The sequence below is a fragment of the Vibrio sp. V42_P2S4T144 genome, from assembly GCF_009904715.1.
In the GTDB taxonomy this organism is placed as follows: Bacteria; Pseudomonadota; Gammaproteobacteria; order Enterobacterales; family Vibrionaceae; genus Vibrio; species Vibrio alginolyticus.
In genome coordinates this window covers 1-14,341 of record NZ_WXWS01000201.1, presented here as the reverse complement: position 1 = coordinate 14,341, position 14,341 = coordinate 1, and the positions used below count along the sequence as shown (strand labels likewise).

General features: G+C 46.5%; 9 protein-coding genes. 2 read left to right on the top strand and 7 right to left on the bottom strand.

The genetic code is table 11. The annotated features are described in order from the left end of the window. Window positions 1-142: 142 nt before the first annotated feature. The 4 genes from csdE to CAG68_RS06915 form a co-directional block, all read right to left on the bottom strand. The gene (gene csdE, locus CAG68_RS06930) at window positions 143-571 is read right to left on the bottom strand and encodes a cysteine desulfurase sulfur acceptor subunit CsdE (protein ID WP_054728416.1); all 429 of its coding nucleotides are present in this window, start codon (window positions 569-571) and stop codon (window positions 143-145) included. A 19-nt stretch (window positions 572-590) separates the two neighbouring features. Continuing rightward, window positions 591-1,400 (bottom strand): tRNA cyclic N6-threonylcarbamoyladenosine(37) synthase TcdA, encoded by an 810-nt coding sequence (gene tcdA / locus CAG68_RS06925; RefSeq protein ID WP_005391724.1) that lies wholly within the window; start codon window positions 1,398-1,400, stop codon window positions 591-593. A 99-nt stretch (window positions 1,401-1,499) separates the two neighbouring features. Beyond that, the gene (gene mltA, locus CAG68_RS06920; RefSeq protein WP_086047006.1) at window positions 1,500-2,603 is read right to left on the bottom strand and encodes a murein transglycosylase A; all 1,104 of its coding nucleotides are present in this window, start codon (window positions 2,601-2,603) and stop codon (window positions 1,500-1,502) included. Between the two features lie 273 nt (window positions 2,604-2,876). Next, on the bottom strand, window positions 2,877-3,332 hold the full coding sequence (locus CAG68_RS06915; RefSeq protein ID WP_054728413.1) for a DUF2850 domain-containing protein: 456 nt from the start codon (window positions 3,330-3,332) through the stop codon (window positions 2,877-2,879). 162 nt (window positions 3,333-3,494) lie between these two features. Between CAG68_RS06915 and argA the strand changes: the two genes are divergently transcribed. Together argA and CAG68_RS06905 are read left to right on the top strand one after the other, a co-directional pair. Continuing rightward, entirely contained in the window at window positions 3,495-4,832 is a 1,338-nt protein-coding gene (gene argA, locus CAG68_RS06910; RefSeq protein WP_086047007.1) for an amino-acid N-acetyltransferase, read from the top strand. Between the two features lie 417 nt (window positions 4,833-5,249). After that, the gene (locus CAG68_RS06905; RefSeq protein ID WP_005380230.1) at window positions 5,250-5,438 is read left to right on the top strand and encodes a hypothetical protein; all 189 of its coding nucleotides are present in this window, start codon (window positions 5,250-5,252) and stop codon (window positions 5,436-5,438) included. A 34-nt stretch (window positions 5,439-5,472) separates the two neighbouring features. On the opposite strand, the gene recD is transcribed toward CAG68_RS06905, so the two are convergent. The 3 genes from recD to recC form a co-directional block, all read right to left on the bottom strand. Then, the gene (recD, locus tag CAG68_RS06900; RefSeq protein ID WP_054728410.1) at window positions 5,473-7,620 is read right to left on the bottom strand and encodes an exodeoxyribonuclease V subunit alpha; all 2,148 of its coding nucleotides are present in this window, start codon (window positions 7,618-7,620) and stop codon (window positions 5,473-5,475) included. Next, window positions 7,620-11,294 carry an exodeoxyribonuclease V subunit beta gene (recB, locus tag CAG68_RS06895; RefSeq protein WP_172840025.1) on the bottom strand — a complete coding sequence of 1,225 codons (3,675 nt, stop codon included), beginning with the start codon at window positions 11,292-11,294 and terminating at the stop codon, window positions 7,620-7,622. The genes recD and recB overlap by 1 nt, the downstream gene beginning before the upstream one ends. Window positions 11,295-11,621: 327 nt before the next feature. After that, window positions 11,622-14,341, bottom strand: a 2,720-nt coding sequence (recC, locus tag CAG68_RS06890) for an exodeoxyribonuclease V subunit gamma (RefSeq protein ID WP_161440961.1), incomplete at its 5' end; no start/stop codon positions are given.

Below are 14,341 nucleotides of genomic sequence, written 5' to 3'. Positions count from 1 at the left end.
CAATAGAATGGTTAATTAACGCTAAAATAGTCGACCATTTGCATACTTTTTATCCATATGCAAAAAATATCTCAACTCAGATACAAAAAACGCCAAACAGCTAGGCTATTCGGCGTTTTTTAAGAGTTGGAAAAATAACTCGTTACACGGCGACTTGCTTAATCTGCTCTACAATAGCTTTCAAGCCATTACCACGTGACGGGCTTAAATGGGAGACAAGCCCCAGCTGATCAAAATAAGCATCAATATCAAATGCTTGAATTTGATCGGCCGTTTTACCGTCATAAGCTGCCATTACCAAGGCAATCAATCCACGGACGATACGCGCATCGGAGTCCGCACAAAAATGCCAAACGCCATCTTGCTCTTGGCTCACTAACCACACCAAGCTTTCACAACCCGAAACGGTAACTTGTTCTGATTTCAGCTCTTCTGGCATTTGTGGCAGCTTTTTACCCCACTGAATCACCTGACGGTAACGATCTTCCCAGCCTTGAAATTGCTGCATAGTCGCTACAATGTCTTCGCTGGTGATATCTGTACCAAATGGAGAAACGGGAAAATCTGTCATGATGCGCTCTTCTTCTAGTTTACTGCTTATATTTTGAAATCAACTTCTCAACGATTCGCGATACCGCGACAAAGCCAAACGTTGCAGTTACGACAGTCGCCGCACCAAAACCGCTAGCGCAATCCATACGTTTTGGACCTTCCGCTGTCGACTTCACACCACACACTGAACCGTCTGCTTGAGGGTACTTCAGCTGCTCGGTTGAAAACACGCAATCAATACCAAACTTACGAGCCGGATTCTTAGGGAAGTTATGATGACGACGCAAGGTGTCTTTGATTTTCTTCGCTAGAGGATCTTGGATCGTTTTCGTTAAGTCAGCGACCATGATCTGCGTTGGGTCAACCTGACCACCAGCGCCCCCCGTGGTGATCACTTTGATCTTGTTGCTGCGGCAATACGCCAACAAAGACGCCTTCGCTTTTACGCTGTCAATCGCATCTAGCACGTAATCAAACTCTTTGCTTAAGTACTCATGTTGATTGTCTGGCGTGATGAAATCATCAATCAGATTGACTTTACACTCTGGGTTGATCAATTTGACACGCTCGGCCATCACTTCAATTTTGCTTTGGCCAACGGTGCCCGTCATCGCATGAATTTGGCGGTTAATATTCGTGACACAAACATCATCCATATCAATCAGAGTCAACTCACCGATCCCAGTACGGGCCAGCGCTTCGACCGCCCATGAACCCACGCCACCAATACCAATAACACAAACGTGTGCAGCGCGAAGAATGTCCACTTCACTGTTGCCATAAAGACGACGAGTGCCGCCAAAGCGTTGATTGTAGCTGTCAGATGCTGGGGTATCGAGTTCACGCATATTGAAGTCCAGATGATCGATAGAAAAACAAAGAGTGCGATTTATACGCACTCTTTGATGAAATGTCTAGATAAGAGGCGGTTCCTCTTTCTTGGATGGCTATTGTAGCTTTTCTGGCGGCAAAGCCCAAGGCGCTTGAGTTGGTGAGTTTTCCAGCCCAAGTTTCCAAACTCGACCAAAATGCTTGTAGTGCCCTGCTTCCGTTCCTGCTCTCGCACCAATGCCATGATACAGATCCAAATGGTTCTGTTTTACCGCACCACCAGTGTCTAAAACGATCAGCATTCGCAGTTGATGAGCACCGCTCCACGTACCATCCGCATTCAGCAATGGTACTTCCGCCAAGATTGGTGTGCCCATTGGTAAGATAGAACGGTCACCCGCGACCGCGGCCATTGGCAACAAAGGAATACCAGCCGACCCCGTTACTGGCGCTTCCGATTTTGGCGCAAAGAAAACGTAAGAAGGGTTTTGCTCCAACAACTCGCGTACTGTTGCGTCGTCGTTGTCCATTACCCACTCTTTAATCGCTTTGAGAGACATTTTTTCACGCGGCACTTCACCACGTTCAATCAAAATGCGGCCAATACTAACGTAAGCTTTATTATTTTTCCCTGCGTACGCGAAGTACTCCAACGTATCATCATCTTCAAAATGCACATAGCCACTGCCCTGCACTTCCATCATAAACGGGTCAATACGGTTAGGCGCATAACCTAGCACTAAACCTTGGCCATCTAATGCCCCGTTGTAGATCTCCGCACGAGTCGGACAATCTGATGAGCAGTTTGGCTTGCCATAAACTGGGTACTTAAAAATGTCGTTTGGTGTATGACGCAGCTCCATCACGGGAGAAAAGTATCCGGTAAACAGCACATTACCTTTTTTATCACCACCACCCAATTGCGCGGCTTGAATGCCAAACGCACTCAACGCACTGGTATCTCCGCTCTGTTGCGCCCACTCACTTAATCGTTGATATAGCGGTTGGTATATCTTCGCCATGGATGGTGACTTTATCACCACTTGCTCAGCTTGCTTGTTAAATTCAGTAAAATCGCGTGGTTTGTTAGACTCAACCACATCCACTTTATTGAGGAGCTGAGGAAACTCACCATCAAGATATTGCTGAGCACGATCATTTTGTTGAGCACAGCCAAAGAGTAGGCTCAAAGAGATAATAGGAAGGAGTTTTTTTAACACGTGTCTTTTCCGTAAAAGAGAATAGCAAAAGGATGGCAAACAAATGAATACGACGCAATTGAAAAGCAACGACAAAATGTTTCAACGCTAAGCCAATCCGTTTACTCGTTGTAAATTCATTCAGTTAATGCAACATGATAACAGCGGAAGAATTACGGAATTGTCCGGATTATGTTTGAAAGTAAAATTTACTGATTGAGAGATGAAGTTGTGATCATCCATGTGACTCACAGACGAAAAAGCTGTCAGCTTAAGAGACAATAATAAAAACGACTATCTTACCGCAATCCTTGCACGCCCCTCTAAACGGAATACAGGTAGATAATGTGCATTAGCATCCAGCTTCATTTCTGCATGCTGCTTACCCACAAAATTGAAGTGCCGCTCATTTGAACCCACTCGATACGAAAACGAATCCCCATCGAATTCAAAACTGGTCGCCACTGTAGAACCATTTACGGTAACACCGCGCTCACTCAACACAAATTCTTCACGAGCATAAGGCGCAACATCTTGCTCAACCCAGCGACCATAAATTGTCGATTTGGGAATGGGCGGATTAATGGTTCGAGTAATCAAATCACTATACAGCATGCACACGACAACGGTTCCAACTATCGCTATAAGCATGAGAGAACGCTCTAGCCACTTACGAAACATTGATTTAGATGACGTTTTTGACAGATTGGAAGCAGTGATCGCAGCATTCTTATTAACAGCAGAAGACATGAGGTTCACGTATTGAGGAAAGACGCCACCATTGTAACCTTCCCTCTTAACGGGACCAAGAACCTACCTCAATATGTTTGTGCTTTATTCCAAAATTTCACCTTGCCACCAAGTGAATAAAAAGGCATTATTTTAACATAATTAAACAAAGGAATGGCTGTAGTGAAAATTCGTAGTACTGCTCTCGTAAAAGGATTCCGTCAATCAACACCTTATGTCAATGCTCACCGCGGAAAAACCATGGTGATCATGCTGGGCGGAGAAGCCGTCGCACACAAAAATTTTGGCAATATTATTAATGATATCGCACTCATGCACAGCCTCGGAATAAAAGTCGTGGTGGTGTATGGTGCACGTCCTCAAATTAATCAGCAGCTAGAAAAACAAGACCTCACTACGCCTTACCACAAAAATATCCGCATTACGGATGAATCGGCTTTATCTGTTGTTATGCAAGCTGCCGGACAACTTCAACTTGCGATTACTGCGCGCCTATCAATGAGCCTCAACAACACTCCGATGGCAGGCACCCAGCTCAATGTCGTTAGCGGAAACTACATCATTGCTCAGCCACTCGGCGTTGATGATGGTGTGGACTATTGCCATAGTGGACGCATTCGCCGCATTGACACCGATGCTATCAACCGCACTCTTGATCAAGGTTCAATTGTTCTGCTAGGTCCCATTGCTAGCTCTGTGACTGGCGAGTGCTTTAACTTACTTTCTGAAGAAGTCGCCACCCAACTAGCGATAAAGCTGGGTGCGGATAAGCTGATTGGTTTTTGCTCCGAACAAGGTGTCATTGATGACAACGGCAATGCTGTCGCCGAGTTACTGCCAATTGAGGCGGAGCATGTCATCAAAACGCTCTCTGAAAATACGTCTCCTGATCTAGATTACAACACAGGAACACTGCGCTTTCTTAAAGGCTCTATTGCAGCTTGCCGTGCCGGAGTACCTCGTAGCCACTTGATCAGTTATAAAGTAGATGGCGCCTTAATTCAGGAGTTGTTCTCTTTCGACGGTATCGGAACCCAAGTCGTTATGGCGAGCGCTGAACAAGTGAGGCAAGCTAATATTGACGATATTGGCGGTATCTTAGACCTCATTCGTCCTTTAGAAGAACAAGGTGTACTCGTTAGGCGCTCTCGAGAGCAGCTAGAGCAAGAGATTGGAAAATTTACCATCATCGAAAAAGACGGTTTGATTATTGGCTGTGCTGCCCTTTATCCATACCCAGAAGAGCGTAAAGCTGAGATGGCTTGCGTAGCGATTCACCCTGACTATCGTGATGGAAACCGAGGTTTGTTACTGCTCAACTACATGAAACATCGTTCTAAATCCGAAACCATTGATCAAATTTTTGTCCTCACGACACACAGTTTGCATTGGTTCAGAGAGCAAGGTTTTTACGAAGTCAGTGTCGACTATTTGCCTGGAGCCAAACAAGGGTTATATAACTTCCAGCGTAAGTCCAAAATCTTAGCGTTAGATTTATAGCTTAACCTTAAATCAGGGAGCGAAACTTAACGTTCCACTATACCAACTAACCTCAAAGGGCAGGATTCAGTTCATTGACGCTCAACCCTGCACATCGAGCTTGTTTAGGAACGAGTTTGTTTAGGAGTAAGGCCACACATAAACCCTACTCCGGACTAGCGGGTCATCATGTAAACCCAACTTAGAAATGCGCAAACCATTGCTTGATTTTCGTTCCAATTTTATCTTTTAAATATACATTTGGTTGGCTATACTCTGCTCGCTAGTGATTGGTTTTTAACCAATACGAATGGATCTAGGTGATGTAATGTAGCCTTCACCCTAAAATACTGGGCAATTGAAAAACTAGTTAGCTCCGTATTGCACACCAAGGACAGTTGTTAATCTGACTTTAAATAAGCCGAGACGAGCACTGTTATGAGAACAATCATTTGTAATTCGCTTCAAAGCTTCTGGGATATGGCTGACAATCAGTTTTTAGAAGGCCTAGACGTCCACTGTGTTTTCCCCGTAAATGACGCTATCCGAGATTTTATTCTTGCTTATCAACAGCAATACAAAATACGCAGCGTGTCTTTTACCAATGCGTTTGCAAAACATGCATAAAAGAAGACCGAGCCATAAGCTCGGTCTTCTTGTTTTAGTTAGTAAGCCGCTGTACTAACCCACTCGCACGAGTGGTTTTCACCTTAATGCCTCGCTTCAGAACATTAAGTTCGGCGTAAAGAGCTAAACGCTTTTTCGCGCGGGTAATGCCTGTGTAAATCAACTCACGGGTTAATATCGGGCTAAAGTCTGGTGGCAAAATCATCAGGGTGTAATCAAATTCACTGCCTTGCGATTTATGGATGGTCATAGCGTAAGCCGTTTCATGTTCAGGTACTCGGCTTGGCAAGACCGATTTCACACTGCCGTCAGGTAACTCAAAAAAGACTTTCAAACGCGGTTCTTCTTCACTGTCATCTCGCATGCAAATACCAATATCACCGTTATACAAACCTAAACCGTGATCATTACGCGTAACCATGACGGGTCTGCCGTGATACCAAATTTCATCCTGAACTTGAATGAACTTGCGCGCCGCGAGCGCTTTCTCGATGCGTTGGTTTAGCCCAGCCACACCGAAGTCACCTTCACGGATCGCGCACAGCAATCGGCATTGGTTGAAGGTATCTAACACCGCTTTGACTTTGTGCGTTAGCGACTCTAGCTCTCCGGTTTTAGGATCAGTTTCCTGTTGTCCAATGCGTTTGAGGTAACGACCGTATTCCTGCACCAACGTCTGCATCATTTGGTTGTAATGTTGACTACTTAGCGCGAAATGTTCGATGTCAGAAAAGTCACGCGCCCAGACGTTATCTACGCTCGCAGCAGAACCTGAGTTAACCGCTTTTGCCAACTGACCAATGCCTGAGCGAGCGTCAAATCGGTAGCTCTTTTGCAGCATACATAAACTATCAGCAATGCTAGATGCACTGGTACCTGTATGGGCTAAAGTATCGAAACCCGTCAGTTTTGCGATGGCTGACGCCTGCTCTTTGCCATAACCCAATGCATGGAACGAACAGATATCACCCAACACTGCCCCAGCTTCAACTGAGGCAAGTTGGTCTTTATCACCTAACAAAATCAGCCGCGCATGTTTCGGTAAGGCATCGACCACTTTGTACATCATCGGTAAATCGACCATCGACGCTTCATCGATAACCAAAATATCCAAATGCAGTGGATTTTGCTTGTTGTGACGAAATTCTGCGCTATTAGGAATCGCGCCCAGCAACCTATGTAAGGTACTCGATTCAGTCGGAATTTTGGCTTTTAGCTCCGGAGAAACTGGCAGTTCTTGCACTGCTTTACCAATGGACTCGGTTAATCGCGCCGCCGCTTTCCCCGTCGGGGCCACCAGCTTAATGGTCAGATTTTTCTCGTGTGTCGCCTGTTCAATCAAAGCAGCAAGCAATTTGGTTACTGTCGTCGTTTTACCCGTACCAGGGCCACCAGAAATCACAGCAAATCGACGAGTTAACGCAACCGCCGCCGCGACTTTTTGCCAGTTCACACAAGCTGAAAGTGGCACCAGCTCATCCAGTTGATGCAAATCCTGAACCTTGCGCGCATTGCTAAGCACGGAATCAATGGCGTGCCAATCCAACGATTCGCTTGCGACCACATCAAGGTGATCACACACCAATTGTTGACGTAACACTTGGTTGCTGCTTCCCGATTCTACTGCTTTGCCCAACGCGTTAAACAGAAAATGGTATTGGCGTGCGAACAGATGGTTGAGCAACTCGGATAATCGCACAAACTCTTGTGGTTGCAAGTTAACTGGGGCGCCCAACTGATTGAGCTTTTCCGCCAGTGTCACTTCATAATGCCAATAGCGGTGCAGATACAGACGCTCGCCATCGAACATCAGCGGCAAGGCTTCTCCTTGCGCGCCGACCACGGTGGAATTTTTTAATACTTGAATCCAGTCTATGTCTTGCAACTGTGTGTTGAGCGCCAATGCCGACTCACCAAACAGCCCTAGCTTACTGGCTAAATCCGTAGATTGCCCTTGTGCATCGAACAGAGACAGACAGATATGTCCTTTGCCAAGCTCACTACTGACAACACCCGCGATAAACGCCAATGCTTGACTATCCGACTGTTCATCATGCGTTTGAGAATCAATAAAACAGGCGAATTGGTAGTCGAGCTGACGAATAGCACCTTTGTGCGCCAAGCGTTCCAACACTACCAATAGGCTATCTTGGTCAGAATGAAGATTGTGATTTGTCGTCATTAAAGTAGCTCCATCTGCCCGGCTTGAGTTGAGCGCGTTTCGAGTGCTTGACCATCAATCAAACGATCCATCTCTTGTAAGAACTCGAAAGTTGGTTTCGCGGCAAAAATGCCGTGGTCACTCTGCCCATCCATGCCGCGCAAGAACAAGTAATACACGCCACCGAAGTGCTGCTCATATTGATAATTCGCCAATCGGCTGCGTAGGAAACGATGCAGTGCTAACGCATAAATCTGGTACTGCAAATCGTAGCGGTGATCCGCCATCGCCGATTTCAGAGCCTCACCATGGTATCTCGTCACATCGTCGCCAAGATGATTCGATTTCCAGTCAAGCACGTAGTATTTACCTTGATGTTCAAACACCAAGTCGATAAAACCTTTGAGCATGCCTTGCACGGTTTGGAAACCTAAATCCCCCGCTTTCGCCGACAACGGATCGTGACGTTGAATGACTCGGTTTAACGCCGGTGCAGACAAAACTTCAATCGGCAGCAAAAACTCCATCTCCACCAAACGTTGCGACGGTGCTTTTTGATTCAGCAGCAAAGACTTACCATCCAACGGCGTTGCGAGTACGGTATCAATCAATTGCTGTAAAATGGGCAACCACTCTTCATCGAGCTGTTCGCTTTCCATCAAGCCAAGGATGATTTGTGTATTCTCTTCCGTCGTGGCTGGCTGAGTAAATTCAATTTCCTCAAACAGGCTGTGCAGGAACGTACCCGGACGCGCACCACGAGGGAAGGTAAAAATCGAACGCTCTGGCTCCACCAAATCCGCTTCGTCTTGTTCTTCAGATGAGTCGATATCGAAACCTGTAATCTCAATCGTGGCATCATGCTCGGCGTGATGAGAGCCTTGCTTGACCAAGCCAGAGTAACTGGTGATGCGCCAGTTTCTGTCGATAGGGTTTTGCAGTTCTTTCGCACTAAGATCGTGTACTTCTTCTTGTGGCGCTACGTACTTCTCTTCGAGTTTCTGCGGCGGATCGGCCACGACGACACAATCAAGCTCGTCTTGTTGCTTTGTTAAACCTTGGTGCAAATCGTTAATGCCACCTTCTTGACCATTCTGAATCAAATAGCCAATCGCACTGCGGTGTACGCCAGTTGGCTCTTTGGTCGAACGACCATTGCGCAAAGGCGAGGCTCCAATAAAACACGCATACACAGCACGCGTTAGTGCCACGTATATCAAGCGTAAGTCTTCCGCCAAACGCTCTTTATCCGCTTGCTTCATGGACGCATCGTTGCCAGTGATATCCAGTACCGTGCGGTCATTGGCTGCATCGTAATATTTGGCTTCACTGGCTTCTCGATAGCTGAATACAAACGGCAGAAACACGAGGTCATACTCCAAGCCTTTTGATTTGTGAATAGTTACGATCTGCACTAAGTTACGTTCCGATTCTAAACGTTGGATTTGGTCATCACTGCCACCCAAACCGTTTTCCGCATCACTGATAGACTGAGCGAGCCAACGCAGCAGACCGTGGTCGCTATCCAGTTCATTACTGGCTTGTTGAAGCAGTTCACCGATGTGCATTAAATCGGTAAGTACTCGCTCACCATTCTCACCCTGTGAACTAGCACCTTCTTCTAGTAATCGCTCGGCAATATGGCGTTTGCTGATCACCGCGCGCAACATCGGCAGCACACCACGTTGAACCCAAAGTTTGCGATATTCTTTGAATTCGTTTACGGCGTTTTCCCACACCACTTCATCGTTATTAAGTGCATCCAAACTTGCTGCGTCGAGGGCAAACAGCTCAGAAGCAAGACTTGCACGCAGCGCACGGTCATTTTCTGGAGTCAGCACCGCTTGCAGCAAACGCTGTAAATCCTGCGCCACCGAACTGGTAAACACACTGTCTCGGTTAGACAGATACACGCTGGCAATGCCTTGGTCTGCCAGCGCTTGTTTGACCATTCGACCTTCACTACCTGTTCGAACCAACACCGCGATATCGCCCGCTTGAACCGCTTTCTGTTTTTCGCCATTCACCAGACACGCTTGCCCCTGTTGAGCCTGCGTCAAAATGGTTTGGATTTGGCTTGCGGTCGCCTCTGCCATTCGAGTCAAATACTCGCCTTTTGGTAGCGGTTTATCGTCCGCTTCTTGCAACCAATAAGTCAGCGCTGGTTGCTTTTGGCCACCCATAGTCCAAATGCGTTTTTCGGCATTGGGACTGTACTTAACGGGTAAAAACGGAATATCCGAATCATAGATAAATGGACTGTCTGGCAAAGCAAATACTTGGTTTACCGCCTGCACCATATCTGCGCTAGAACGCCAGTTGGTTCCTAACGTGTAGTGGGCACTTACTTGGTTACGCGCTTTGATATAAGTGAAAATGTCTGCGCCACGAAAGCCATAAATCGCCTGCTTGGGGTCCCCGATCATAAACAAACCACATTCCGGGTTGTTCAGATAAATACGGCTGAAAATACTGTATTGAAGCGGGTCGGTATCTTGGAACTCGTCAATCATTGCGACAGGATACAAAGTACGAATACGCGCAGCTAAAAGCTCGCTTTCGTCCGTATCGATAGAAGCAGAAAGTTGTGTCAGCAAATCATCGAAAGAGAGCCACTGTTTTTGATTTTTCGCGTTAGCCAGCATCACACGACAATGTTCAATCGCATGAGCAAGCAGTGGCGCTTTTAAGCTGATTGGGTTGGCAAGAAATGTTTCAATGACTTCAAATACCGCATGCTGCGGCGCACTGCCTTTCGGTGTTTTTTCCAACAAGACGTTTTGCGCGAATTTCTCCAGCTTGTCTGGATAATCGTAACCTGTAGTTTCCGTTGCCGCCCAAGCGTTTACCGCCTCCAACCACGTCGGCAGAGACTTTTTGGTATAGCTACGTTTGTTAATATCTGAATCTGAAATTAGCGTTAAGAAGTCATCTTGGCTTTCTCGCCACTGTGCTTTTAATTCATCAATTTTTTTCAAATTTTCAGTATGAAGATCAGCCAAACTGCCTTTCATTGCTGGAACAGAAAGGCTTAACGGCGCACCAGTTAAGTAATTGCTGATGTCAGACAACAACGCAGATGGAGAGCCCCATAGCTGGCGAATTTCTCCAGCCAACGTAAATGGCAACGGGTAGAAATTGCGACGCCAGTAATCGGCTACAACTTGCGCTTTTAGGTGACTTTCATCGGTCACAAACTCGTTATTAAATCGGCTGCCAGATTCAAACGCATTTTGCGTTAGCATACGTTGGCAAAAACCGTGAATGGTGTAGACCGCCGCCTCGTCCATCTGACGCTCTGCCTGCAATAAAATTTCTGCGGCTTGCTTGTGATCGTCAAACTCATTAAGCAAAGGTTGGATCACCGGGTCGGAACTCTGTCCACGCGCAAACGCGATTCGCGCATCATGGATTCTTGCCCTGATACGATCGCGTAATTCCGCAGTTGCCGCTTCGGTAAAGGTTACAACCAGAATTTGGTCGACCGTAAGCGGTACGCGATGTCGAGTTTCCGCGCTGCCATGACCAAGCAAAAGACGCAGATATAAACCTGCAATAGTGAAGGTTTTACCTGTACCTGCTGATGCCTCGATTAACCTCGCACCGTGCAGAGGAAACGTCATCGGTTCTAGTGGCGTTGGTTGAGGTTGCTCTGTGCGGTCTAACGTATGTAGAGGACACTCTGCACCTGACATTTGATCCATAACGCTGAATCTCTCCGGATTATTTACTAGGACGTATCACCTAATAAATGTGATCTATAGTTAAAAATTCTATTAATATGTTTAACAAGTTGGATAATTTAGAGCTTTGTGAGATCTTTCTCACGGTTATCCATAAGACGTACCGTTAGTATGCGCCCCACGAGATAAGCCAAACCTTTTTGGCGGCACAACTCAAATGAATTAAACAAAAGTATCATGGTCCCTCTGACCTTGTGGCCGTACAGCGAACGCCCTACAAAAAATAATGATTTTCTGGCGGCCACCCTACTCTTCCTTCTCTTTATCCAGCTGTCTTTATTACGCTTTTACATCATCAGCGTCTTGAACCGCTAAGCGCACACCTTGCAGTACTAATGCTGTCAGCAAACGAACTTCTGAGGCCAACTCATCATTCCAAGCAGGCCAAATTCGAGAGATGTACGCATTACTGCCTTCGCCCGGGCTCATGAAGCCATCATTGAATGCGTCAGCCATTTTCTTCAAAGATTTCTCTTCGTCATCTACCCACTGACCGCGGCTAAAGCCCGCTTCAACACAAGCCAACGCCGTTTTCGGGAAATAAGGCAAAGGCTTAGTCATGCCTTCGAAAAATAAGCGAACTAATTCAGTCAGTAGCTGTTTGGCATACTGCGCATCGGCAATTTCTGGGTAGATCAAATGCAGCGCGCCTTCTTTACGATCGTAACCAATGATGTGGGTTTTCTTAGCATGACCCGAAGCCGACATGGCAAGGTGATCGATCCACGCTGCAAGGTAATCCTGCGATCGAATCTTACCGCTTCGATAGCGAATCAAACCGGATTGGTAGCATTGAGTTAGCCAACCTGCTAGGCGAACGTTTTTCTCTTCGCCTTCATTTCGCTCAAACAAGGAATCAAACGTCAGGTCGATTTCCAAATCGTCTTGAGGCGCACCAGATAAAAACGCCAGTTTATCCACCAGCTCTTCCGCCTGAACTCGGTTGGTTTCAAACTCGATATCACCAAACGCCCCCACCGGCAGTTTGCCTTGCGCGCGCTGTTGACTCATAAAGTGTTTAAGCACCTCTGTTTTTTTCTCTGGCTGCATCAATGTCGTTTCAAGCAAGATTTCTAACAGCTCATCACGCATTTGATAGCTTTCCAAACCACCTAAAACAAAGGGTTCGTCGTCTTCCATCACCGGTAGCGGCGGTTCAAAGATTACTTTTAAACGACGATTGAAAAAATACTGCACAGGTAAGCGCCAGAAACGTTGCAACTCGACTAAGTCGAGCTCAAGTGGGAACGTCGCTCCTAACAGATAGTCGTCTAATGCCCGATTAAAATCACGACGAACATAGCCTTGCGATTGACTACTTTGAGTCAATGCCGCTGGAATCCACTCTTTCGCGTAGCTGGCGTGCATGCCTTGGAACGCACTTGGGCTAAACGGCACCATGGCGTGGGTATTCACCAACGCATTTAATAAGTTGTCGCCAGACTCATCAACGGGCAACGCTTCATCACCACTTAGACAATAGTTTTGGTGACAGTATTCCATCAGCTCAGAAACCAGAACCGAAGGCACTCGCTCGGTGTTGTCTTGGATTGAACGGCCAACATAACTGATGTACAGCGTTTGCTGTGCAGATAGCATTGCTTCTAAGAATAGGTAACGACTATCCACTCGACGAGATCTATCTCCGATTTTTGCACGAGCTTCCATGAGGTTGAAACTTTCTACAGGGTCACTAGGCGGGTAAACACCATCGTTCATACCAAGTAAACACACGGTTCTAAACGGAATTGAGCGCATCGGCATCAGGGTACAAAAGTTTACTTGACCAGCCAGGAAGCGCTGGCTGACTCGTGTGCCAGATAATTTGCTTTGAAGGTATTGGCTGATGATCGACGGCAATAACGCATCATCAAATGCGGCATCAGCTAATTGCTCTTTAAGTTGGCTGAGCGTATCGCGAATGGATTTGAGCGCAATTTCGCCTTCTAACTCAACTGAGAAGAAGTCATCTAGCAGTGAAACCAAAGTCTCTCGCCAACCATCGATAGTCTGAACATGAGAAAGTTTGCTCCGATAAGTGCTAATTTGTTGGATAAAGTGTGCCAACTTGCCCGCCAGCTCTGCGCCCATGCCTTGTACTTCGTTGTACGGAGACAAACTGCCTTGCTCGGTTTCAAACAAACCTGCGGATTCTGGCATCGCGTAGCCAAGCAACATTCGTTGAATACCAAATTGCCATGTGTTTTGACGGGTTTCCGGCAGTTCAAATTCGCGTCCGGTATTGGCGTCCAATCCCCAGCGAATCCCCGATTCCTCAACCCATTGTTTGGCTTGTAAAAAATCATCTTCGCTGAGTTCAAAACGCTTTAATATCGCTGGAGTTTCCAGAAGTTCGAGTAGTTCTGAGGCCAAACAGCGCGTATTGGGTAAGTTCACCAACTGCATAAATGCGGCAAGAATTGGGCTCTCTTGGTCAGCGGTTCGGTCAGAAATCGAATAGGGAATAAAACGCTCACCCGGTGCGTTACCAAAGACCGCCTGAATCGCAGGGCTGTAGGCGTTGATGTCCGCGACCATCACGATAATATCGCGCGGTTTTAACGTTGGGTCAGCATCGAACATCGCCAATAGTTGATCATGCAGCACTTCCACTTCACGCATCGGGCTGTGACAAACATGAACCATTAACGAGCGGTCACCAAGAACAACACTCTGCTTGTGTTCACTCGAATCGAGGATGTGATCATTTTGATGCTCCTCTAGCTCTAAAATATCGGCTTGAAGCTGATGCAATAAACTATCGCGTTTAATATCAATGAAAAACTCATGCTCTTCACTCTCAGACTGGGACAATAAAAACAGATTATCCCGACCAAGTTTACCCATCGATGCCAGTAAACTGTTACCGACCGCTTGGCTAGTATGAAATTCATCTTCTACATTAGCCTCCAAGCCATCTTTAAGAGGTGAAACCTCCCCCTCTAACTGAGGTAAACCCTCAATCAAAGAAAACTGCTTACGACGCTGCGCTTCTACTC

Bases quoted from the DNA above. Each gene is read 5' to 3' on its own strand.
- CAG68_RS06915 (WP_054728413.1), bottom strand. From the start codon at position 3,332: ATGTCTTCTGCTGTTAATAAGAATGCTGCGATCACTGCTTCCAATCTG.
- csdE (WP_054728416.1), bottom strand. From the start codon at position 571: ATGACAGATTTTCCCGTTTCTCCATTTGGTACAGATATCACCAGCGAA.
- tcdA (WP_005391724.1), bottom strand. From the start codon at position 1,400: ATGCGTGAACTCGATACCCCAGCATCTGACAGCTACAATCAACGCTTT.
- CAG68_RS06905 (WP_005380230.1), top strand. From the start codon at position 5,250: ATGAGAACAATCATTTGTAATTCGCTTCAAAGCTTCTGGGATATGGCT.
- recD (WP_054728410.1), bottom strand. From the start codon at position 7,620: ATGACGACAAATCACAATCTTCATTCTGACCAAGATAGCCTATTGGTA.
- recB (WP_172840025.1), bottom strand. From the start codon at position 11,294: ATGTCAGGTGCAGAGTGTCCTCTACATACGTTAGACCGCACAGAGCAA.